The following is a 21,867-nucleotide window of genomic DNA, read 5'->3' on the forward strand; positions in this document are numbered from 1 at the left end:
CGGCTCATGAGCGGAACGGTCAAGAGCGACAGCACCTCACGCCGCAAGCAGACCACGATCAAGATCCGTCGGCTGGACAGGAAAGAGACAACGGGCGACAGCAACTCCACCGGCTCCTGAACGCGTTGCCGTGCCGGGGCGATATCCAACGGTCGATGAACTGACCTCCGGCGCCGCGGCCCTGGCCGCGGCGCACCCCGACCGGGTGGTTCTGCGGTGCATCGGCACCTCACGGGCGGGGGAGCCGATCCGGCTGATGTCCGTGGGGCGGGGCAGCCGCCACGCGCTGGTGGTCGCCGGCCCGCACGCCAACGAACCGGTCGGGGGGCTCACGGTGCTGCGCCTGGCCCGGTATCTGCTGCGGCCCGGCCGGGCGGACCGGTTCCCCGACACGACCTGGCACTTCGTTCTCTGTCTCGATCCCGACGGAGCCCGCCGCAACGAGCGGTGGCTCAAGGGCCCGATGACCTTCGCCCAGCACTACCGGAACTTCTTCCGCCCCGGCTTCGCCGGACAGCCCGAGTGGCTGCCCACCGAGCCCGGCGCCGAACCCATGCCGGAGACCAGGGCCCTGCTCGATCTCCAGGACGAGCTGCGCCCCTATCTCCAGTGTTCGCTGCACGGCGTCGACGTGGGCGGCGGCTTCGTCCAGCTCACCCGCGCGCTGCCCGGACTCTCCCACGAACTGGCGCGGTCCGCCGCCGATCTCCGGATCCCGGTGGAACTGGGCCCGTACGACGCCTTCTTCTGGCCGAGTCCGGGTCCGGGCGTCTACGACATGCCACGGCCCCAGGAGACCGATCAGTTCGTCTCCCTGCCCGCGGCGACCGCCGCCTCCACCTGGTTCCATCCGCACCCGTACGGCACCGTCACCGCCGTCGTCGAAGCTCCGATGTGGGGGGTCGACGAGGTCGGTGACACCTCGCCGCACCCCGACCCCCACAGCGCGCTGGAGACCATCAGCCGCACGCTCCGCGCGGACGCGCGGACGCTCGCCGGTCTGCTGGATCGGGTACGGCCCGAACTCCTCGCCACCGCCGGGCCGCTGCTCGCACCCGTCGACGAGTATCTGGCCGTCTGTCCCGGGCTCGCGGACGAGTGGGCCCCTGATTCGGCCCTCGGCCGGACGGGCGGCGGCGCGCTCACGGGCGGGGAGGCCGGGGCCCTCGCCGACGCCGCCACCGGCCCCGGAACCGGCCCCGGCGGCCTGCCGCCGATGAACCGGGCGCGGATCATGGCGCTGCGGATCGCCGCGCAACGGCTCGTCGTCCGTACCGCCGGGCTGCTGCACCAGATGCTCGTGCCCGAATCCGTGGCACAGGACCACCCCCTCGTCGACTCCCTTCCCGCGCCCCTTCCCGAACCGTTCCCCGGCCCGCCGCCGGGAGCCCTCCCTGACGCCCTCACCGAGGTGCGCGAGACCCTGGACCGGTTCCTCACCGAGCGCTGCGCCGCCTTCGAGGACGACTGCCGCGCCCGCTGGATCCCGGTCCGTGACCAGGCCGAACATCAATTCAGGATCGTGCTGGCCGCCGCGGAGCTGGCAGACCGGTCCAGGGAGCCGAGGGCGGTACGGGCATGACACCGGACGGACGGACGGAACCGGTGTCGGGATTACGGCGGCCACGGGTCAAACCCGAACACCGGGCGTACCGCACGGTGGACGGCAACGTACGGATCGGCAGCGTCGTGTACGGCATCGGCGCCGAGGTCACCGATCCCGACGGCTGGATCTGGACACTGACCGAGGCGCTCGACGGGACCCGCGCCCCCGCCGAGGCGGTCACCCAGGTGCTCGCCCGCCACCCCGGGGTCGAACCCAGCTCGGTCACCGAGGCGATGGACGATCTGTACGAGGCCGGATTCCTGGAGGACGCGGGTGCGGAGCCCTCGGCGGCGCTCACCGCCGAGGACCGCGAGCGGTACAGCCGCGGGGTGACCCTGCTGCGCTGGATGGACCTGTCGCCCCGGGCGACGGCCTGGGAACTCCAGGCCCGATTACGGTCGGCCCGAGTCCTGCTGCTCGGCCTCGGCGGCACCGGAGGTTTCGCCGCCCAGGGCCTCGCCGCGTCGGGCGTGGGCCGGATGCACTGCGTGGACGGCGATGTCGTGGAGCTGTCCAATCTCAACCGGCAGCCGCTCTACCACGAGAGCGATATCGGCCGGCCCAAGGCGACCGCGGCCGCCGCGGCCCTGAAAGCGGTCAACTCCCGGGTGGCGCTGACCGCGGAACGGCGTGAGGTGCGCGGCCCCGACGACCTCGCCGTACTGCTCGCGCCCGGCTACGACCTGCTGCTGCTCTGCGCCGACCGGCCCCCGGAGATCCGCCGCTGGGCGAACCGGGTCTGTCTCGCCGCCGGGATTCCCTGGCTCGACGCGGGCTACCGGGGGCCCCTGGTCACCGTGGGGGTCCACGCGCCCGGCCGGGGTGCGTGCTGGGAGTGCCACCGGGCCGGTGAGGTCGAGCGGCGCGATCTGCGGCTCGGCGCGGGACAGGACGAGGAGGCGGCCTCGCCCCGGATGGAGTGGAACCCCGTGAACGCCGTCACCGCGGGGCTCTCCGGCCATCTCCTGGTGTACGCCGCCATCGCCCTGCTGACCGGCGTACCCGAGATGGAGCCCGGCTTCCGCTTCGGCCTCAATCTGATGGCGCTCTCCGAACCGCTGGAGGAACGTTTCGAGCGCAGGCGCGACTGCCCGGCCTGCGGCACCCCGCGCCCGTGACGGACCCGGCGGACGGACCCAGCGTGCGGACCCACCGTGCGGCCCCGGCGGGCGGCCCCGGCGGGGGCGGACCCGCCCTCCGGCGGAGTGATCGTCCCGCTCCTGGGCCCCGTCCGCCGGCCGTTACCCCCGGCCCGGCTCCCCGCGCAGTCGAACGGCCGAATTCGTATGGATTCTGGTCCACCCGGGGCACTCCGGGGCTACCCTCGACACTTGACCTGCGCACTGTTCGAGAGGAGGGATGCCGGTGCACCGGCCTGGACACACGGGCACCCTCCCCCTGCTGGAGCGTGAACCCGAACTCGCCGCGGCGGCCCGTGCGGTCGACGCGCTGTGCGCGGCCGCGCCCTCCGGCGGGGTGCTCGTCTACCGGGGCGCGGCGGGACTCGGCAAGACCGCGCTGCTCTCCGAGGTACGCCGGATGGCGACCGGACGCTGTGCGGTGTGGTCCGCGCGGGGCGGTGAGACCGTCACCTCCGTGCCGTTCCATGTCGTACGGCAACTGCTGCTGCCCGCGATGACGGTGGGCGGGCGCGAGGACGAGGGCGAAGACGCCCCGGACGCGCGGGACCTCCTCGGCGACCGGTACGAGATCGTCGGCCCCGCGCTGGGCATCGCACCGCCCGGCGAGCAGCACGCCGACCCGCAGGGCGTCAGGGACGGACTGGACGCGCTGGTGGAACGGCTCACCGGGGCGCACGGACCGCTCGTCCTGATCGTCGACGACGCGCAGTGGGCCGACCTGGAGACCCTCGCGTGGCTCGCCTCCTTCGCGGAGCGGCCCGGCCGTGGTCTGCCGGTCCTCGTGGTCGTCGCGTACCGCACCGAGGAGGCCGTCGGAGCGGCCGAGCGGTATCTGCGCACCCTCGGTGCCTCGGCCAAACTCCTCGTCAGTCTGCGGGCGTTGACCTCCGACGCCACGGCCGGCCTCACCCGCTCCGCACTGGGCGAGCACGCGGACGACCCGTTCTGCCGCGAGGTGTGGGCGGTGACCAGCGGCAACGCGTACGAGACCGTCGAACTGCTGGCCAAGGTCAAGGACTGCGGACTCGAACCCGTCGAGGACCGCGCCGGTGAGCTGCGCGCCCTCGGTGCCTCCGCGCGGGGCAGGGGACTGATCGCCCGGCTGGAGGAACTGGGCACGGCCACCACCCGGTTCGCCTGGGCCGCCGCGATCCTCGGCACCGACATCTCCCTCGATCTGGCCGTCTCGCTGGCGGGCATGAGCCATGAGGAGGCGGCCGGGTGCGCCGAACGGCTGCGGGCCGCGCGCATCCTGACCGGGGTGGACCCACTGGACTTCGTCCACCCCCTGATCGCGGGCGCCGTCTACCGGGCGATTCCCTCCGGGGTCCGTACCGCCATGCACGGTCTCGCCGCCTGGGCGGTCACCCGCAGCGGCAGGGGAGCGGCGGCAGCGGCGCCGCATCTGCTCGAAGTGCACCCGGACGGCGACCCCGAACTGGTCGGCCAGCTCCGCGAGGCCGCCGCCGAGCATCTCGCGGTGGGCGCGCCGGACGCCGCGCGGCGCTGCCTCGAACGCGCCCTGGCGGAACCGCCGTTGCCCGGTGTGCGGGCCCGGGTGCTGTACGAGCTGGGCTGTGCCACCCTGCTCACCTCACCGGCCACCACGGTCGGTCATCTGCGGGCGGCGCTCGGCACCCGGCAGCTCGACGACGACCTCCGCGTCGATGTGGTGTTCCGGCTCTCCCAGGCCCTGACACACAACAACCAGACCGGGGAGGCCGCCCAGGTGGTGGCCGCCGAGGTCGCCCGCAGGGAGGAGGGCCCCGCCAGGATGCGGCTCCAGGCCGCGCACTTCCTGTGGGAGGGAGTGCAGGCCGTCGAGGAGGACGGACCGGGGCGATCCCGCCGTCTCGACCGGGTGGCCGCCGGGCTCACCGGCCATGACAACACCGAACGTGTGCTGCTGATGCTGCGCGCCTTCGACCGCACCGCCCGGGGCGAGAGCGCCGAGGAGATCGTCCAGACAGGTGAACGCGCCCTGCTGGACGGAGCATTGCCGGCCGGGGTCGGCTGGACCGACACGGCCTGGGGCTTCGAACCGCCGGCCCTGCTCGGTCTGTCCTATGCCTTCGCCGACCGGCTCGACCGTGCGGAGAGCCTGTTCACCGAGGGCCTGCGGGCCTTCGAGATCTCCGGCTGGAGCGGCGGCCATCTCGCCTTCGCCCATGCGCTGGTCGGCTATCTCCACCGAAGACGCGGCGATCTCGCCGAGGCCGAGATGTATCTGCGCGAGAGCCTGCGGCTGGCCGACCGGGTGGGCAACGGCCTTCCGATGCACTGGGACGCGGCCTCCATGCTCATCGACACCCTGCTGGCGCGCGGCCATGTCGACCAGGCGAGGGAGGCGGCCGAGCGCCATACGTTCGCCCCGCCGTACTCCTCCTCGATCGTCGTTCCCGACGCGTCGTGCGTACGCGGCCGGCTGCTGCTCGCACTCGGCCGCACGAACGAGGCCGTCGCCGAACTGGAAGCGGCCGGACGGGCGTTGACGGAGCGCGGCCGGCACAACATCGTGATGGCCCCCTGGGCGTGCGATCTCGCTCGCGCCCTCGCCGAGGACGACCCGGGACGCGCCGCCGGGCTCGCCTCGTACGCCCGTGACCGGGCCGAACGTCTCGGCACGCACACCGCCATCGGTGTCGCGCTCTGCTGCGCGGCCTCCCTGAGGGAGGGCCCGGTGCGGACCGAGCTGCTGGCGCAGGCCGTCGCCCATCTCGAATCGTCGCCCTGCCGGTACGAACTCGCCGTCGCCCGCGTCGAGTACGGCATCGCGGCGGGCTTCCCGGCCGAACTCGCGAGCGGTCTGGAGCTGGCCGAACGGTGCGGCGCCGACGGTCTGGCGGCACGGGCGCGCGGGGCGTTGGAGGCCCGTCACGTCCGGTACTGAAAACCGGTGGCTCCGGCGGACCCGGCGCAGCAGTATCGGTACCCCGGTCCCTCAGGGCTCTCGTATGGACCTCGCCGGGACCGCAGTCGCTTTTCGTCCACGGGTGCCTCCCGACCCACCCTCCGACCCACACCTCGTGGCCGCGGCGGCCGACGAGCCTCCCCGACAGGAGAGCGGACCCCCTTGCCCGTGCAGCCCGACCCCCCGCAGCCCGGCCCCCAGCTCCCCGACCTGCCTGCCGGAACGGGGAGCCCCGGCCCCGGTCCGGCCCTGCGCGCCGACTGCGCGAACTGCTTCGGGCTGTGCTGTGTGGCGCTGACCCTCACGGCCTCCGCCGACTTCCCCGTCGACAAGGACGCCGGGGAGCCGTGCCGGCATCTGCGGACCGACTTCCGCTGCGGCATCCACCAGCGCCTCCGGGAGCGCGGCTACCGGGGATGCACGGTGTACGACTGCTTCGGCGCGGGTCAGAAGGTCTCCCGGATCACCTTCGGCGGACAGGACTGGCGACGGGCGCCCGGGGACGCGCGGCGGATGTTCGCCGTGCTCCCGGTGATGCGACAGCTCCATGAGCTGCTCTGGTATCTGCGCGAGGCCCTGACGCTGGAGCCGGCCCGTCCACTCCACGGCGAGCTGCGCGAGGCGCTCGACGCGACGGAACGCCTCACCCTGGCCGATGCCGACGCACTGCTGGAGCTGGATGTGGCGGCCCGGCGCGGGGCGGTCAACCCGCTGCTGCTGCGCACCAGTGAACTGGTGCGGGCGGGGATCCGGGGCAGGAAGAAGAACCGCAGGGGCGCCGACCTCCTCGGCGCGCGACTCAGGGGTGCCGACCTCAGAGGCGCCGATCTGCGCGGCGCGTGTCTGATCGCCGCCGATCTGCGGGACGCGGATCTGCGGCTGGCCGATCTGATCGGGGCGGATCTCAGGGACACCGATCTGCGGGGCGCCGATCTGACGGGAGCCGTCTTCCTGGTCCAGGGCCAGGTCAACGCGGCGCGGGGCGACGCCGCCACCCGGCTGCCGACGGCCCTCACCCGGCCCGCCCACTGGTAGCCCGCCGGCCGCGCCGCTTCCCGGCTGAAAACGGCGGCGGACGGTGGCGTCCCGGGCGCCCCTCACACCGGCCGTGGCCCGGACTCCGCCGTCACAGGGCCGTCACAGGGCCCGGTGCCGGGCCGTCCGCCGCAGGAAGAAGAGCGCGACGGCGGCGAGACAGGCCGAGCCGATGAAGACCACCGGCATGAAGTACCCGGTCTCCGGCTCCTCCTCGGCCGCGCGGGCCGGCGGCGCCTTGGCCGACACCGGCTTCTGCGCGGGCGCGGGCGCGGGGACCGGGGCGATCGCCCTGGCGACCGGACCGGGAACCGGACCGTCCTTCACGGGCGGCCTCGGCGGCAGGGGCGCCGCGGGCGGTACCAGCGAGCCCACCGGAGTCACCTTGCCCGCCGCGCGGAAGCCCCAGTCCAGCAGCGCCCTGGCCTCCTCGTAGACCTCGTGGACGCCGCCCCACTGCGGGTTCATGACGGTGACCAGCATGGTCCGGCCGCCGCGCTTGGCCGCGGCGATCAGGGTGTAGCCGGCCTCCGAGGTGTAGCCGTTCTTGACACCGATCAGACCGGGGTACTCCTCGACCCCGTCCTCGCCGGTGAGCAGCCGGTTGGTGTTGAGGATGCCGAACGTGCCCCCGTACCCGGGGAATTGGGCGTCCACGGTCGAGCTGTACTTCACGAAGTCGGGCAGGGACAGGCCCGTACGGCCGAAGACCGCCAGATCGAACGCGGAGGACACCTGCCCGTCGGCGTCATAGCCGTCGGGGGACACCACATGGGTGTCGTACGCGCCCAGCAGCTTCGCCTTCACCCGCATCTGTTTGACCGTCGAGTCCCAGCCGCCGTTCATCTCGGCGAGCGCGCGCACCGCGTCATTGCCGGAGCTGAGGAAGACACCCCGCCACAGGTCCTCCACCGCGTACGACTCGCCCGCGACGATCCCGACCTCGCTGCTGCCCTCCCCGACCTCGTCCAGCTCGGCCTGGCTGACCGTGTGCTCGCTGTCCTTGGGAAGACGCGGCAGCGCGGTGACGGCGAACAGCGTCTTCAGGGTGCTGGCCGGCGGCAGCGGACGGTGCGCGTCGTGCGCGGCGAGCACATCACCCTTGCGGACATCGGCCACCAGCCAGGACAGGGCGGACACCTCGGGCGGCGCGGGAGTGCCGCGCTTGGGCCGCGCCTGCGTCCCCGACCGGTACAGGGCGCCTTCGACGGGGCCCACCGGGGCGGCGGCGGGGGTGGGCGAGGGGCGCGGCGAGCGGGCCGGGCGTGGCGTGCGCGGCGAGCGGGCCGCCCGCGGCGAGGGGGACGCGGAGGACGCGCCGGGGGACGGCGAGGCGGCCCGGGACGGGGACGCGGTGACCACGGGGGCGCCCGGCAGGCCCGCGGCCCGCACGGCGGGATCGGTACGGGAATCCGCGACGGCCGGTGCGGGCGCGGGCGAAAGGACCAGCAAACCGGTGGCGAAGGCCACCGTCGCGGAGAACGCGGAGCGCGTCACGGATCTGGTGATCATTCCGCCACGGTAGGAACGGACCGGGCACCGCGCATGGGCGCCTGAGCCGACCGGCCGTATCCCCGTCCCCGGTCGGAGGGTCCCCGCCCCCGGCCCCGGGGGTGTCCGCGGCATCGCGGCGTCCGTCCCCGGACACCGGTGAGCGTTCAACGACCACCGTGCGCCCGATCGGGTGATGCCCGGGAGGCGTCGGTGGCCGTCGGCCCCGTCGGCGGCCCTCGCCCGGCGTTCACCGGTCGACGGGGGCGGCGGCGGGATCGAAACCGGAGGCGGAGTCGTGCGCGCCGGCCGGCGGCGGGTCCTGGGCGGGGTCCCACGCCGGGTCGGGGGCCCGGTCGGGCATCGGCCCGGTGCCGATCACATCGAGCAGCTCCAGCCTGTCCGCGGCGGCGGAACCGGGCGGGGCGGAGTAGGCGGAGATCCGCAGGTCGCAGCCCGGAACGGCGAGGGTGTCGCAGTCGAGCGTCAGTGGTCCCACATCGGGGTGGTGGACGGTCCTGACGCCCGTGTCGTGGAAACCGGCGATACGCGAGTTCCACAGCCCCGCGAACCGGCCGCTCACCCGCCGCAGCTCCCCGATGAGGAACCGCAGCCGTACATCGGTGGGGTAGTGGAGCGTGGCGGCCCTGAGATCGGCGACCAGGGCCGCCTCGAACCGCGCCTCCTGCTCCTCGGTCTGGGTGATCCTGGTCGGCAGGCCCCTGAAGTGCTGCCACGCGGCGTTGCGGTCGCGTCCGGGGAGCACCGAAGGGTTCCCGAGGAGCGCGGCCCAGAGGGGGTTCCAGGCGATCAGGTTCCAGGCCGCGTCATGGACACCGACCGGCGTGCCCGTGAGCCGGCCCAGCAGCCGCCGCACGGTGGGGGGAACGGTCTCGGGGACGCGGCCGAGACCGGGCGGCGACTGCCCGGCGAGCAGGAAGAGATGTCTGCGTTCGTCCTCCGACAGCCGCAGGGCGCGCGCCAGCGAGCCGAGCACCTGGACGGAGGGGGAGGTGGCCCGGCCCTCCTCCAGCCGTACCAGATAGTCCACGGACAGGCCGGTGAGCCGGGCCAGTTCCTCGTGCCGCAGCCCGGGGGTCTCCCGGGGCCCGCCCGCGGGCAGCCCGGCCTCGGCCGGTGCGATCCGGTCACGCCAGCGGTGCAGGGCCGTGCCCAGCTCTCCGTGTCGGGTCATGTGGTCAGTATCAGCGCGTACGGCGGGCCCCGCCCGGCAGCGCCCGTGGCCTGTCCGTGCCCTCTCCCCGCCGCCTCCCGCACCGGGGCCCGACGTCCGGAGCCGAGAGCGAACAGGATGTTCCCGACGGCGTCGTGGTGTGGTCCGGTGGGCCGAGGCGCGCACCGGCGCGTGGGCAGAGGGCGCGCACCCACGCGCGTACCACCTCGGCGTTCCCCGCGCGACAGCGACCCGCTCGGTGTTTCCCGCGCGACAGCGACACTCGGTTCTCTCTCCCCCCCGGGGGTGGTCACTCGCTGTGCGGCGTCCGCTGCTCAGCGTGCAAACGCGCGAGTCTATGCCCGGCGGGGTGGCCCGTGCAGGTGGTTACGGGAATATGCCAAGGCCCTTGTCGGGTCGGGCTAAGCTCTCGCGGAGCGCGCCGAGTTGATACGTAATCAGGCAAATGTTCCCCATGTGCGGTGAACATGCGAATAACCCGATCTGAATCGATCGCCAGAGGGCTTACATGGTTCGTCTCGAAGCACCCCCGAATGATCAAGCGTCCCCCGTCGTCCGCGCGTCGCTGGTCCCCGCGGCCCTGATGGCGGCGGCGACGGCCGTCGTGGTGACGCTGGTCGCGGACACCGCACGGATACCGCTCGTGCTGTACGGGACGGTCGCCACGGTCCTTGTCACCTGGTGCGCCGCCGAACTGTCCCGGCGCCGCAGGACCATCGGTGTCCTGCACGAGCACCATGCCCACCGGGTCGCGCTGCTGGAGCGGCGTCTCGCGGAACACGACGAGGAGACCGTACGGCTGGGCAAGGAGCTGATGCCCGCCGCGATCCACCGTCTGCGCCAGGGCGAATCCCCCGCGGAGGTGATGCGCGCGGTCGTGGACGGCGACGAGCGCTACCGCGAACTGCCCTCCCCGCAGCGCTCCCTGCTCCGCTCCGTACTGCAGATCGTGGACGACGAGGAGGCCATGCGCGACTCCGCGCAGCGCTCCTTCGTCAACATCGCCCGGCGCGTCCAGGCCATCGTGCACCAACAGGCCGGCGAACTGCGGGAGATGGAGGAGCACCACGGCCGCAACCCCGATGTCTTCGACGATCTGCTGCGGATCGACCACGGCACGGCTCTGATCGGCCGGCTCGCCGACAGCATCGCCGTCCTCGGCAAGGCCCGTCCCGGCCGCCAGTGGCCCAGGCCCGTACCGCTGTTCAGCGTGCTGCGCGGGGCGATGTCCCGGATCCTGGAGTACCAGCGGGTCGATCTGCACTCCATCGCCAAGGTGGCCGTCGTCGGCACGGCCGTCGAACCGCTCATCCACGCGTGTGCCGAGCTTCTCGACAACGCCACCCGCTACTCACCGCCCCAGACCCGTGTCCATGTCACCGCGGTCGAGGTGCAGACCGGCATCGCGATCGAGATCGAGGACGGCGGAGTCAGCCTCAGCGAGGAGGCACGGGCCAGGGCCGAACGGATGCTCGCCCGTGCCCAGGCCGGGATCGACCTCAACGACCTCGGTGAGACCCCCAGGCTCGGGATGGCCGTCGTCGGCCGGCTCTGCCAGATGTACAACTTGCAGGTCTCGCTGCGGCAGTCGGCGTACGGCGGGGTCCGCGCCGTGCTCATCGTGCCGCGCGATGTCATCACCACCGGACCGGCTCCCGGTATCGCCCATGGCATCGGCGCCGCCGCCGGCCCCCGGGGCAGCGCCGTCGACCTGCCCACCAAGGACATCCTGCGCCCCGAGAAGCGGGTGCCCAGGCCGGCCGCGGGACCGCGGCGGTCCGCGCCGGCCCTGGCGGCCGCGGCGGACGACGGCCTTCCCGTGGTGACGGAGTGGACCGAGAACGGGCTGCCGCAGCGGCGCAGCCGTGGCCGGGCCCCGCTCGGCTCCCACAACCTCGGCCTCCGCGACCCGGGCCGCGGCACGGCGCCCGGACACCACCACCACGGGCCCCCCGCCCCGCACGGCGGCACCCCGCACGGCGGCACCCCGCACGGCGGGAACGCGCCCGGCGGGAACGCGCCCGGCGCGGACGCGGGCGTCGGGGACGCCGCCGTCATCGGTGCTACGGACGGCGGTGGTACGGACGGCGGCGCCACCGACGGCGGGAGCGCGAGCGGCGCCCCCGGCGGCACACCCGGGCCCGGCATCTGGCTCGAAGCGTTCACCAAGGCGGTCAACGGCACCCCGCGGCAGCCGCCGGCCGAGGCGGGGGACATGCCGGCCGGACCCGGCGACCGTGGCGAATCCGACGACATGCGCGGCAAGGGAGAGCTGAAGTGATCCAGCAGCGGGCCAACTTGGACTGGATGCTCAAGGAACTGGCCGACGGGGTGCCGCAGATCCAGCAGATCGTGGTGCTCTCCGCGGACGGGCTCCGGATCGCCCGGCACGGCGGTGACCCCGATGTCGCCGACCGGCTCGCCGCGGCCTGCGCGGGACTGCAGAGCCTGGCCGCCGCCGTCGCCGTCGAGATCCCGCACAGCGACGGGCGGATGCGGCTGGTCGTCATCGAGGTCGGGGGCGGCTTCTTCTATCTGATGGAGGCCGGAGAGGGCGCGTATCTCGCGGTCCTCGCCGACGACACGGTCGACGCGGGGCTCGTGGGCGCCCGGATGCGGGACATGGTCGTCCGTATCGGCGCCCATCTCACCAGTCCGCCGCGCCATGACGGGCGGGCCGGATGAGTACGCCTCCCCAGCGGGAACGCAGACACCCCGAGGCGGACGTGGGGGACCCGGAACGGCTCTATGTGATCACCGGGGGTCCCGACGGCGCCGTACGCGCCCCGCTCGACCTGGTCACCATGATCATGGCCCATGACGAACCGTCCCCCACGGTGCAGCCGGAGCAGGCCGCCATCCTGCGGATCTGCCGGGCCCCGCTGTCCGTCGCCGAGGTGTCCGCCTATCTCGCTCTCCCGTTCAGCGTGGTGACCGCGCTGCTGACCGAACTCCTCGCGGCCGGACTGGCCGAATCGCGGGCGCCCGTCGTCCGCGCGGCGCTCCCCGACCGGTCCCTTCTCGAAGCGGTGATGCATGGACTTCAGAAACTCTGACACGATCACGGGCCCCCGCGGCGAGGACATCCTGCCCACCACGGCGACCTCCGCGGTGAAGATCGTGATCGTGGGCGGATTCGGTGTCGGCAAGACGACGATGGTGGGCTCGGTGAGTGAGATCCGTCCGCTCACCACCGAGGAGACCATGACCCAGGCCGGGGTCGGGGTGGACGACAACTCGGGTGTCGAGAGCAAGGCCGCCACCACCGTCGCCATGGACTTCGGCCGTATCAGCATCACCGAGCAGCTTGTCCTCTATCTCTTCGGCACTCCGGGCCAGGAGCGGTTCTGGTTTCTGTGGAACGGCCTCTTCGAGGGCGCCCTGGGGGCCGTGGTCCTGGTGGACACCCGCCGTCTCGAAGTGAGCTTCGATGTAATCGGACGCCTGGAGGAGCGGGGCGTACCGTTCGTCGTCGCGGTCAACTCCTTCCCGGACGCGCCGCACCATCCCGTCGATGTGCTGCGCAGGGCCCTGGACCTGCCCGCCGAGGTTCCGATGGTGGACTGCGACGCGCGGCAGCGGGCCTCCTGCCGCGACGCCCTGCTGACGCTGATGCGGTATCTGCACGCGCTGGCCCTGTCACCGGAGTGAGGCACAGCGCCGCTCCCTTCTGCCGCCCGATCCCCTTTTCTTCCAGCCTGATCCCTGGAGTGACTGAGCGTGACCTCCCCCTTCTCCCCTCCGTCCGGGTCCCACGACCACGGCCACCCGGCGCCGCCTCCCGGCTGCCCGGTCCACGGGCGGACCCCCGAAGCCCAAGCCCAAGCCGGCGCCGACGGCACAGCTGTGAACGGGCTGCGACGCCTGTACGGGCCCGAGGCCGAGAGAGACCCCATGGGCCTGTACGAGAAGCTGCGCGCCGAACACGGTTCCGTCGCGCCCGTGCTGCTCCACGGCGACGTACCGGCCTGGCTCGTCCTCGGGCACAGCGAGAATCTGCATATGACGCGCACGCCGTCGCAGTTCTCCCGGGACTCACGGCGCTGGCGCGCCCAGCACGACGGCACCGCGCCCCCCGACCATCCCCTCGCCCCGGTCTTCACCTGGCAGCCCATCTGTGTCTTCGCCGACGGCGCGGAGCACGAGCGGCTGCGGGGCGCAGTCACCGACTCGATCGCCCGTATCGACCACCGGGGCGTCCGCCGCCATATCAACCGCTACAGCAACCGGCTGGTCAACGAGTTCTGCCAGGACGGCAGGGCCGATCTGGTCGGCCGTTTCGCCGAGCACCTGCCGATGATGGTGATGGCGCAGATCCTCGGTATGCCCGAGGAGTACAACGACCGTCTGGTGCAGGCGGCCCGCGACATGATCAAGGGCACCGAGACCGCCAACGAGAGCAACGAGTACGTGATGGCCGTGCTGCGCAGGCTCGTCGCCCGCCGTCGCGCCGTACCGGAGGAGGACTTCGCGACCTGGCTGACGCGGCATCCGGCCGGCCTCACCGACGACGAGGTCGGCCAGCATCTGCGGCTGGTGCTCATCGCGGCCTACGAGACCACCGCCAATCTCATCGCCCATGTGCTCCGTATGGTGCTCACCGACCCGCGCTTCCGGGCGCGGTTGAGCGGTGGCCATATGACCCTGCCGGAAGCCGTCGAGCAGACGCTCTGGGACGAACCCCCGTTCACCACCATCCTCGGCCGCTGGGCGGTCGGCGACACCGAACTGGGCGGCCGGCGCATCAAGGCGGGCGACGCGCTGATCGTCGGTATCGCGGCGGCCAACGCGGACCCGGTGGTACGTCCCGATCGCAGCGCCTCCATGCGGGGCAACCGTGCCCATCTGGCGTTCAGCGGCGGGCCCCACGAGTGCCCGGGGCAGGACATCGGACGGGCCATCGCCGACACCGGGATCGACGCGCTGCTGCTGCGGCTGCCCGACCTCCAGCTCGCCGTGGCGGAGCACGAACTGCGTTACTCGGCCGCGCTGATGTCCCGTCAGTTGCTGGAACTGCCGGTGACGTTCGCTCCGCGTCAGCCGCAGGATGTCAGCGGGCCGCCGAACGCGGTGCCGGGCCCGCGGCGGCCCCAGTGGCAGCAGGTGGACTCGCCGTCCGTCGAGCCGGTCGGTTCCGTGGAGCCGGTCGCTTCCGCCGGGGCGGCCGGTTCCGCCGGGGCGTCCGGGGTGGCCGGGCCGGACGAGGAGCGCCCGCGACAGCCGGCGGCGGCACCGGAGATCCCGGCCGCCGTGGGTGCCGTGAGCGCTGTCCCGCCGGCGCGTCCCGGCAACCCGCCGCTACGGGTGTGGCGAGCCGTGGCCCGCTGGTGGCGCGGATACTGACGTACGGCCGACCGACCCACCGGGCGGCCCGATCGACCCACCAGGCGGCCCGGTCCGGACACCGGGCGGTCCGGTGCGGTCCGGTGGTCCGGATCACACCGGCCCGCACGGGGTCAGTACGCCGCTTCCACCTGGTCCCACCACCAGGAGATCGTGGGAATGGGAAGCGGCTCCTGGCTGTCGTCGGCCGGACGCGGCTTCCACCAGCCGCCGGGCGTCGCCTTCGGCCCCGACGGCACGGAGTAACGGGGGCAGATGGACGCCCAGTCCAGATGGCCGCGCAGGAACTGGCCGAGCCCCTCGACATAGCGGCGCAGATCGCTGTCCGCCTCCTTCAGCACCTGCGCGGCCAGCCGCTCGAAGAGCACCATCACGCGGTCCCGCATCGCCACCACACGCACGAGCGCGCGCTGCGGGTCGAGCCCCTCCTCCTGGCAGAGGACATCGATCAGATTGAGATCGTCACCGGCCCGCTGGAGTTCCTTGTTCCGTGAGTAGAGATCGTTGTCCCAGCTCACCAGCGTCCAGGTGATCTCGGTCAGCGCGCGTATCCGGGGGTCCTGCAAGTCCTCGTCGGCGAGCGAGAAACCGCCGACGACCTCGATCATCGCGGTGGAGGGCGCCATCCCGATGGCCCGCATCCACAGCGTCACATAGTCGTCGAGCGAGGGCAGCCCGGGGCTGCGGCGCCAGGACGCCTCCCACACCAGCCCCGAGGTGTAGACACGCATCGCCTCCGTCAGCCGGCCCAACTGGCGCGGCGACGCGAACCGTTCCGCCTCCAGCCGCAGCCCGCGCAGCGCGGCCGTGTGCGGCGAGTCGCCGGGCCCCTGCGCGGTCGGCGCCTCCACGGCGCGCATGATGCGTGAGGTCTCCTGGGCGAGCAGATCCGCCGTCGCCCCGGACTCGTCGCACACTCCGTCGTCGAGCGAGAAGAGCACGGCGTGCAGCTTGGCCATGAGGGTGAGCGGTTCAAGACGTCCGTACGGCATGGTCGACGCCGTGAGACCGCCGAAGTCACAGACGGCGAGCCGGTCGAGTTGATCCTCGTCGCTGTCGAGCCGCTGTTTGCGCATCCACCGTACGGTCTGATCGTTGAGTGCCTGCACCGAGGGATGCCGGGCGGACGGAACCGGGCAGTAGAACGGCACAGTCGGAAGTTGCCGGACCAGGCTCTGTTCCGAGACACAGGTCATGATCTGCTGCCTCCTGGGGCGAGGGGCGGAAATGTGACGTGCGGACATGGTGGGGCGCCGTGCGGGTGGAGCGTATATGCCCATGACGGACCGTCAACAACTAGGCAACTGGCGTTCGGATGGCCGGAATTGACGGTCCGTGAGCCGGGTGGGCCCGGTTCGGACCGGCCGTCCCGTACACGGGAGCCGCCGACAGGGCGAAAGTCCCGCTGCCCGGGAAGCGCTGTCGTCACGGCTCGTATCGGACGGAGACGATGTCCGGATCGCTACGGGTACGCCATTGAAGGGGGTCGGCGGGAGACAGATGTACGGCCCGGCGGCCCCACACGCCGGTGGGCCCCTCACCTCATGAGGGGCCCACCGGATCGGGCGCCGCCCCCGTCCCCACGGTGCGGCGCGGGCGGACCGTCGTCATCCGCTCGGGCGACGGTCCGCGTTCATGAGGGCGAGGTGACCTCCAGCCCGAGCCCGGGGAGGACGGCAGCCTCCAGGAAGCGCATGAGATACGCCTCGTCCGCGTTCCGGCCGTCCAGGAGCGGCCGGGCCCGCACGACACCGATGAGCTGGGCGGCCACGAACTCCGCCGCGGGGTTGTCCGACGCCACCTCGCCGCGCTCGACGGCGCGGCGGACCATGGCCTCGATCGCCACGATCTCCGGTTCGACCACGGCCTCGCGCACGGCCCGCAGCAGCTCCGGATTCTGGAGCGCCGCATGACTGAGCGCGTGCAGCAGCGCGGTGTCGCGCCCCGCGCCCGTCGCCGCCGCGCAGACCGCCATCCGCAGATCACCCGCCAGGGTGCCCGTGTCGATGTCCGCGAGTCTCACACAGCGGGTGCCCCGGAGCGCGGCGGCGACGAGCTGCGTCTTGGTGCCCCACTGGCGGTACAGCGTGGACTTGCCGCAGCGTGAACGGGCGGCGACGCCCTCCATGGTCAGTGCCTCGTAACCGCTCTCTCTCAGCAGGTCCAGAGCGGCCTCGTAGAACTCCAGCTCCCGTTCCGGTGTGATCTTGGAGCGGCGCTGCGGCGTCATCGTCTCTCCTTGCACGGATCCCGTTGTACGTGTTCCGCCCCCGGAGCCCTTACCGAGGGCATCGATACGCCAGTGTACCGATACGAAGACGTATCGGTACACTGGCGTATCGATAGGGCGTGGTCGTGACCGCGTCGCCGCACCACCACGCCGTCACACGCGACGTGCTGTCCACCCAAGGGGGTCGGGTGATACACACCCGCACTGGGCCCGCCGAACGGAAGAGGGAGACTTCCGCCCGACCGCCCCTCGTACGCGAACTGCTGCTCGTCGCAGGTCTGTTCCTGGTCTACAAACTCGGCAGGCAGGCCGCGACCGGCCATACCGCCGAGGCGTTCCGCAACGCCCATCGGGTCTGGGACTGGGAACGCGCGCTCCGGCTCCCCGACGAGGGCACCGTCCAGGGTGTGCTGCTGCACGGCGGCACGCTCGTCCAGTGGGCGAACACCTACTACACGGTGGTCCACTTCCCGGCGACCCTGCTCTTCCTCGGCTGGCTCTACTGGCGCCGACCGGGCCACTACGTCTGGGCCCGCCGGGTGCTCGCCACCCTGACCGGCGCCGCGCTCGTCCTGCATCTGCTGATGCCGCTCGCACCGCCGAGACTGCTCACCGCGACCGGTCTGGTGGACACGGGGCGGGTGTACGGACCGACGGCGTACAGCGCGGTGCCCGCCACCGACTCCATGGCGAACCAGTTCGCGGCGATGCCCTCGCTCCATGTGGGCTGGGCCGTGATGGTCGCGGTCGGACTGATCGCCGCCACCCGTTCCCGGTGGCGCTGGCTCTGGCTGCTCCACCCGCTCACCACGCTGTTCGTGGTCGTCGCAACCGCCAACCACTACTGGCTCGACGCGATCGTGGCCGTCGCGCTGCTGACCGCCGCGCTGGTGTGCGTACGGGCCCCGGGACGGCGAGGGGCGCTGCTCGTCAGGGCCGGCTCCGGCGCCCCGGACCCGGCGGCGGACGCCTGGCCGGGAGCGGCGTCGGAACCGGCACGGGCGTCCGGCGTCCCGCTCGCCGCGTCGGGCACCGCGCGATGAACGGCCCGCTGAACGGCGCGACGGTGCTCGCCGTCGTGCTGTCGCTGCTCTCCGCCGTCGCGTACGCCGCCGCGGCCGTGGCGCAGGAGCGGCTCGCCGCCCGTACCGCGCCGAAGGCCGGGCTGCTCGCGCTGCTCGGCTCCGGCGCCTGGTGGTGGGCGGTCGGACTGAACGCGAGCGGGGGGCTGCTGCATGTGGTGGCGCTGGCGTACGGACCCCTCACCGTGGTCCAGCCGCTGGGCGCGCTCACCCTGGTCGCGGCCGTCCCGCTGGGCGCGCGCCGCGCGGGGCGGCAGGTCAGCCGGGCCGAGTGGCGTGGCACGGCGCTCACCCTGGCCGGCCTCGCGGCGATCCTGCTGACGGCGGCGGGCTCGGGGGCGGAGCCGAAGGACTCACTGAGCCTCGCGCAGGCACTCGGGGTGGCGGGCGTGGCGCTCGGCCTGGTCGCGCTGCTGGCCAGGCCGGGATCCCGGCCTGGGCTCCCGCACGCGGGGGCCTCGGGGATCGCCTCGGGGGTCGCCTCCGCCCTCACCCAGACGGTGACGGTCGCCGCCGCCGGCGGCGGGGTGCCGGGTGGCCCGGGACACGGTTCCGACGGGCTGCCGCTGTGGCAGGTGGTGATCGTGGCGCTGCTGGTCGCGGCCTTCGCGTCGGCCGGTCTGCTGCTCTCCCAGACCGCCTACCGCGGCGGGCTGGGGGCGCCTCTGGCGGTGCTGACCCTGGCCAATCCCGTGGCCGCGGCGGTCATCGGGCTGACACTCCTGGGCGAACGGCTCCAGGGCGGGGCGGCGGGGGTCGCCGCGGCGCTCGTCGGCGCGGTGGCCGCGGCGCGCGGGGTGGTCCTGCTGACCCGCACGCCGGCGGCGCGGCTGCTGACGGAGGCGCCCGCGGGGCCGGAAGCCTCGCCGGAGCCCTCGCCGGAACCCGCCCGGGAGCCGTCCCGGGGCCCCTCCCGGGATCCGTTCCACGAGCCGGGCGCGGAACCGGGGACGGAACAGGCGGCGCGGGGCGTACGGACGGCCTCCGGCGCGCCGGAGGCCCCCGGCCCCGGTGGCCGGCCCGCCTCCGGCGCACCCACGCCGGGCGGCGCCCTCGCCCGGACGGCGGAGCCGGGGACCGCCGTCCTGGGCGCACCGGCTCCCGTGATGGTTCTCCCGGGCGGCTTCCTGATCCAGGTCCCTCGTCCCCGTGGACCCGTCGACGAGGGGGCGTCCGGACCCGCGTCACGCCTCCGGCGGCGGCGGAGGCGCTGTCGCGCCGGGTCGTGAAGCTGCGCTGTCGGCCCGCTTAAGAAATCCTCGATGGACTGTACGGCCCGTGATGGGCAGATTGGTGCCCGACCACCGAACAGTGATCACCGGTGATCGGTGGCCGGTGACCGGTCACGGATCCGGGGACGCGGGGACCCGCGGATCCAGAAATCCACGAGCGCCGGGCACCGTCTCCGACACCCGTCACTGGTCGTCGAACAGCACCGTCACGCCGGGAGCCGCGCCCATGAAGGCACTTGTGAAACAGCAGGCCGAACCGGGGCTCTGGCTCCTGGACGTGCCGGAACCGGAGACCGGGCCGGGTGACGTACTGATCAAGGTGCTCCGCACCGGCATCTGCGGCACCGATCTGCATATCCGGTCCTGGGACGGCTGGGCGCGCCAGGCCGTCACCACGCCCCGTGTCCTCGGCCACGAGTTCGTCGGTGAGGTCGCCTCCGTCGGCGCCGATGTGCGGGACATCGCCGTGGGCGACCTGGTCAGCGGCGAGGGGCACCTCGTGTGCGGCAAGTGCCGCAACTGTCTCGCCGGCCGCAGGCATCTGTGCCGCAGCACCGTCGGACTCGGCGTCGGCCGCGACGGCGCGTTCGCCGAGTATGTCGCCCTGCCCGCCTCCAATGTCTGGGTGCACCGCGCGGAGGTGCCCCTCGATGTCGCCGCGATCTTCGATCCCTTCGGCAACGCCGTGCACACCGCGCTCACCTTCCCGCTCGTCGGCGAGGACGTACTGATCACCGGCGCGGGCCCCATCGGCATCATGGCGGCGGCCGTCGCCCGGCACGCGGGAGCGCGCAATGTCGTGATCACCGACGTCAGCCCGCACCGTCTCGCCCTCGCCCGCAAGGCCGGCGCCACCCTCGCCCTCGATGTCTCCGGTGCCGGGACGGGCATCGCGGACGCGCAGCGGCAGCTCGGTCTCAAGGAGGGCTTCGACATCGGCCTGGAGATGTCGGGACGCCCGGAGGCCCTGCGCGACATGGTCGACAACATGACGCACGGCGGCCGGATCGCCATGCTCGGCCTGCCCGCCGAGGAGTTCGCCGTCGACTGGTCGAAGATCGTCACCTCCATGATCACGGTCAAGGGCATCTACGGACGTGAGATGTTCGAGACGTGGTACGCGATGACGGTCCTGCTCGAAGGGGGACTCGACCTCACCCCCGTCATCACGGGCGGTTACGGGTACCAGGACTTCGACGCCGCGTTCGACGAGGCGTCCAGCGCCCGCAGCGGCAAGATCATCCTCGACTGGACCACCTGACCACCGTTCCGGGAACACCGGACGTCCCGGCCGCGCACGGCCGCGCACGGCCGACCGTCGCCATCGGCACGAAGCGCCCCGGAGGCGGACCGAGCCGTTGAACACAGAAGGAGCCCTGTCTATGTACGCGTCCGTACGGGACGAACTGTCCGCCACCCTCGGTGAGATCCGCGAGGCCGGTCTCTTCAAGCCCGAGCGGGTGATCTCCACCCCGCAGAGCGCCTCGGTCGCCGTCACCGCGGGCGGTGGCGGGGGTGACGTCCTCAACTTCTGCGCCAACAACTACCTCGGCCTCGCCGACCACCCCGAGGTCGTCGCCGCCGCGAAGGACGCCCTCGACCGCTGGGGCTACGGAATGGCCTCCGTACGCTTCATCTGCGGCACCCAGGAGATCCACAAGGAGCTGGAGGGACGCCTCTCCGCGTTCCTCGGCCAGGAGGACACGATCCTCTACTCCTCCTGCTTCGACGCCAACGGCGGAGTCTTCGAGACCCTGCTCGGCGCGGAGGACGCGGTCATCTCCGACGCCCTCAACCACGCCAGCATCATCGACGGCATCCGGCTCTCCAAGGCCCGCCGCCTCCGGTACGCCAACCGTGACCTCGGTGAGCTGGAGACCAGGCTCAAGGAGTCGCAGGACGCCCGTCGCCGGCTGATCGTCACGGACGGCGTGTTCTCCATGGACGGGTATGTCGCCCCGCTCGCCGAGATCTGCGACCTCGCCGACCGGTACGACGCGATGGTCATGGTCGACGACTCGCACGCCGTCGGCTTCGTGGGCCCCGGCGGTCGCGGCACCCCGGAACTGCACGGGGTGATGGACCGCGTGGACATCCTCACCGGCACGCTCGGCAAGGCCCTCGGCGGCGCGTCCGGCGGCTATGTCGCCGCCCGCGCCGAGATCGTCGCCCTGCTGCGCCAGCGCTCGCGTCCCTATCTCTTCTCCAACTCCCTCGCCCCGGTCATCGCCGCCGCGTCGGTCAAGGTCCTCGACCTGCTGGAGAGCGCCGGCGAACTGCGCGACCGGCTCAACGCCAACACCGCGCTCTTCCGTACGAAGATGACCGAGGCGGGCTTCGAGATCCTGCCCGGTGACCACGCCATCGCCCCGGTCATGATCGGCGACGCCGCCGAGGCGGCCCGGATGGCGGAACTGCTGCTGGAGCGCGGCGTCTATGTGATCGGCTTCTCGTACCCCGTCGTCCCGATGGACCGGGCCCGGATCCGGGTCCAGCTCTCGGCGGCGCACTCCACGGCGGACGTGGAGCGCGCGGTCGCGGCGTTCACCGACGCGCGGGAGGCGATGCGCGAGCAGGGCTGACCGGTGCGGGGCGGATGC

General features: G+C 72.9%; 16 protein-coding genes and 1 pseudogene. 13 read left to right on the forward strand and 4 right to left on the reverse strand.

Going from position 1 to position 21,867, the window contains the following annotated elements; translation table 11 throughout:
* Positions 1-130 precede the first annotated feature (130 nt).
* From ACFYYH_RS01575 to ACFYYH_RS01590, 4 genes are all read left to right on the forward strand, one after another.
* Entirely contained in the window at positions 131-1,582 is a 1,452-nt protein-coding gene (locus tag ACFYYH_RS01575) for a M14 family zinc carboxypeptidase (protein ID WP_388544384.1), read from the forward strand.
* Positions 1,579-2,724, forward strand: a complete 1,146-nt coding sequence (locus tag ACFYYH_RS01580; protein WP_388544387.1) for a HesA/MoeB/ThiF family protein — start codon at positions 1,579-1,581, stop codon at positions 2,722-2,724. Before ACFYYH_RS01575 ends, ACFYYH_RS01580 begins: the two co-directional genes overlap by 4 nt.
* 241 nt (positions 2,725-2,965) lie before the next feature.
* Positions 2,966-5,638: an ATP-binding protein gene (locus ACFYYH_RS01585; RefSeq protein WP_388544388.1), complete on the forward strand. Its 2,673-nt coding sequence runs from the start codon at positions 2,966-2,968 to the stop codon at positions 5,636-5,638.
* A gap of 231 nt (positions 5,639-5,869) precedes the next feature.
* Positions 5,870-6,694, forward strand: a complete 825-nt coding sequence (locus ACFYYH_RS01590; RefSeq protein WP_388545264.1) for a pentapeptide repeat-containing protein — start codon at positions 5,870-5,872, stop codon at positions 6,692-6,694.
* A gap of 102 nt (positions 6,695-6,796) precedes the next feature.
* On the opposite strand, the gene ACFYYH_RS01595 is transcribed toward ACFYYH_RS01590, so the two are convergent.
* Both ACFYYH_RS01595 and ACFYYH_RS01600 read right to left on the reverse strand, forming a co-directional pair.
* Complete coding sequence (locus ACFYYH_RS01595; protein WP_388544390.1) at positions 6,797-8,206, reverse strand: D-alanyl-D-alanine carboxypeptidase; 1,410 nt, start codon at positions 8,204-8,206, stop codon at positions 6,797-6,799.
* A 229-nt stretch (positions 8,207-8,435) separates the two neighbouring features.
* Positions 8,436-9,380 carry a helix-turn-helix transcriptional regulator gene (locus tag ACFYYH_RS01600; protein WP_388544392.1) on the reverse strand — a complete coding sequence of 315 codons (945 nt, stop codon included), beginning with the start codon at positions 9,378-9,380 and terminating at the stop codon, positions 8,436-8,438.
* 508 nt (positions 9,381-9,888) lie between these two features.
* Here ACFYYH_RS01600 and ACFYYH_RS01605 point away from each other — a divergent pair.
* The 5 genes from ACFYYH_RS01605 (at position 9,889) to ACFYYH_RS01625 (ending at position 14,723) form a co-directional block, all read left to right on the forward strand.
* Complete coding sequence (locus ACFYYH_RS01605) at positions 9,889-11,661, forward strand: sensor histidine kinase (RefSeq protein ID WP_388544394.1); 1,773 nt, start codon at positions 9,889-9,891, stop codon at positions 11,659-11,661.
* Positions 11,658-12,065, forward strand: a complete 408-nt coding sequence (locus tag ACFYYH_RS01610) for a roadblock/LC7 domain-containing protein (protein WP_388544397.1) — start codon at positions 11,658-11,660, stop codon at positions 12,063-12,065. The genes ACFYYH_RS01605 and ACFYYH_RS01610 overlap by 4 nt, the downstream gene beginning before the upstream one ends.
* Positions 12,062-12,436, forward strand: coding sequence for a DUF742 domain-containing protein (locus tag ACFYYH_RS01615; RefSeq protein ID WP_388544400.1), 375 nt, complete (start codon positions 12,062-12,064; stop codon positions 12,434-12,436). Before ACFYYH_RS01610 ends, ACFYYH_RS01615 begins: the two co-directional genes overlap by 4 nt.
* Positions 12,417-13,031, forward strand: coding sequence for an ATP/GTP-binding protein (locus ACFYYH_RS01620; RefSeq protein WP_388544403.1), 615 nt, complete (start codon positions 12,417-12,419; stop codon positions 13,029-13,031). The genes ACFYYH_RS01615 and ACFYYH_RS01620 overlap by 20 nt, the downstream gene beginning before the upstream one ends.
* 69 nt (positions 13,032-13,100) lie before the next feature.
* Complete coding sequence (locus ACFYYH_RS01625; protein WP_388544406.1) at positions 13,101-14,723, forward strand: cytochrome P450; 1,623 nt, start codon at positions 13,101-13,103, stop codon at positions 14,721-14,723.
* Positions 14,724-14,836: 113 nt separating this feature from the next.
* Here the strand turns inward: ACFYYH_RS01625 and ACFYYH_RS01630 are convergent, their stop codons facing one another.
* On the reverse strand, positions 14,837-15,919 hold the full coding sequence (locus ACFYYH_RS01630) for a hypothetical protein (RefSeq protein WP_388544409.1): 1,083 nt from the start codon (positions 15,917-15,919) through the stop codon (positions 14,837-14,839).
* Positions 15,920-16,356: 437 nt separating this feature from the next.
* Positions 16,357-16,953, reverse strand: coding sequence for a TetR/AcrR family transcriptional regulator (locus ACFYYH_RS01635; RefSeq protein ID WP_388544412.1), 597 nt, complete (start codon positions 16,951-16,953; stop codon positions 16,357-16,359).
* A gap of 191 nt (positions 16,954-17,144) precedes the next feature.
* Here ACFYYH_RS01635 and ACFYYH_RS01640 point away from each other — a divergent pair, with 191 nt between their 5' ends.
* The 4 genes and pseudogenes from ACFYYH_RS01640 (at position 17,145) to ACFYYH_RS01655 (ending at position 21,849) form a co-directional block, all read left to right on the forward strand.
* Positions 17,145-17,996: a phosphatase PAP2 family protein gene (locus tag ACFYYH_RS01640; RefSeq protein ID WP_388545267.1), complete on the forward strand. Its 852-nt coding sequence runs from the start codon at positions 17,145-17,147 to the stop codon at positions 17,994-17,996.
* A pseudogene (locus tag ACFYYH_RS01645) lies at positions 17,993-18,955 on the forward strand (hypothetical protein); the annotation flags it as partial. The gene ACFYYH_RS01640 and the pseudogene ACFYYH_RS01645, both read left to right, overlap by 4 nt.
* Positions 18,956-19,493: 538 nt before the next feature.
* Positions 19,494-20,528, forward strand: a complete 1,035-nt coding sequence (gene tdh / locus ACFYYH_RS01650; RefSeq protein WP_388544415.1) for an L-threonine 3-dehydrogenase — start codon at positions 19,494-19,496, stop codon at positions 20,526-20,528.
* Between the two features lie 121 nt (positions 20,529-20,649).
* Entirely contained in the window at positions 20,650-21,849 is a 1,200-nt protein-coding gene (locus tag ACFYYH_RS01655; protein WP_388544417.1) for a glycine C-acetyltransferase, read from the forward strand.
* Positions 21,850-21,867: the final 18 nt, after the last annotated feature.

Source organism: Streptomyces sp. NPDC002018 (genome assembly GCF_042890865.1).
Classification (GTDB): Bacteria; Actinomycetota; Actinomycetes; order Streptomycetales; family Streptomycetaceae; genus Streptomyces.

Excerpts from the sequence above, each read along its gene's own strand:
- tdh (WP_388544415.1), top strand. The coding sequence starts at position 19,494 with ATGAAGGCACTTGTGAAACAGCAGGCCGAACCGGGGCTCTGGCTCCTG.
- ACFYYH_RS01605 (WP_388544394.1), top strand. The coding sequence starts at position 9,889 with ATGGTTCGTCTCGAAGCACCCCCGAATGATCAAGCGTCCCCCGTCGTC.
- ACFYYH_RS01620 (WP_388544403.1), top strand. The coding sequence starts at position 12,417 with ATGGACTTCAGAAACTCTGACACGATCACGGGCCCCCGCGGCGAGGAC.
- ACFYYH_RS01600 (WP_388544392.1), bottom strand. The coding sequence starts at position 9,380 with ATGACCCGACACGGAGAGCTGGGCACGGCCCTGCACCGCTGGCGTGAC.
- ACFYYH_RS01635 (WP_388544412.1), bottom strand. The coding sequence starts at position 16,953 with ATGACGCCGCAGCGCCGCTCCAAGATCACACCGGAACGGGAGCTGGAG.
- ACFYYH_RS01655 (WP_388544417.1), top strand. The coding sequence starts at position 20,650 with ATGTACGCGTCCGTACGGGACGAACTGTCCGCCACCCTCGGTGAGATC.
- ACFYYH_RS01595 (WP_388544390.1), bottom strand. The coding sequence starts at position 8,206 with ATGATCACCAGATCCGTGACGCGCTCCGCGTTCTCCGCGACGGTGGCC.
- ACFYYH_RS01615 (WP_388544400.1), top strand. The coding sequence starts at position 12,062 with ATGAGTACGCCTCCCCAGCGGGAACGCAGACACCCCGAGGCGGACGTG.
- ACFYYH_RS01580 (WP_388544387.1), top strand. The coding sequence starts at position 1,579 with ATGACACCGGACGGACGGACGGAACCGGTGTCGGGATTACGGCGGCCA.
- ACFYYH_RS01630 (WP_388544409.1), bottom strand. The coding sequence starts at position 15,919 with ATGACCTGTGTCTCGGAACAGAGCCTGGTCCGGCAACTTCCGACTGTG.
- ACFYYH_RS01585 (WP_388544388.1), top strand. The coding sequence starts at position 2,966 with ATGCCGGTGCACCGGCCTGGACACACGGGCACCCTCCCCCTGCTGGAG.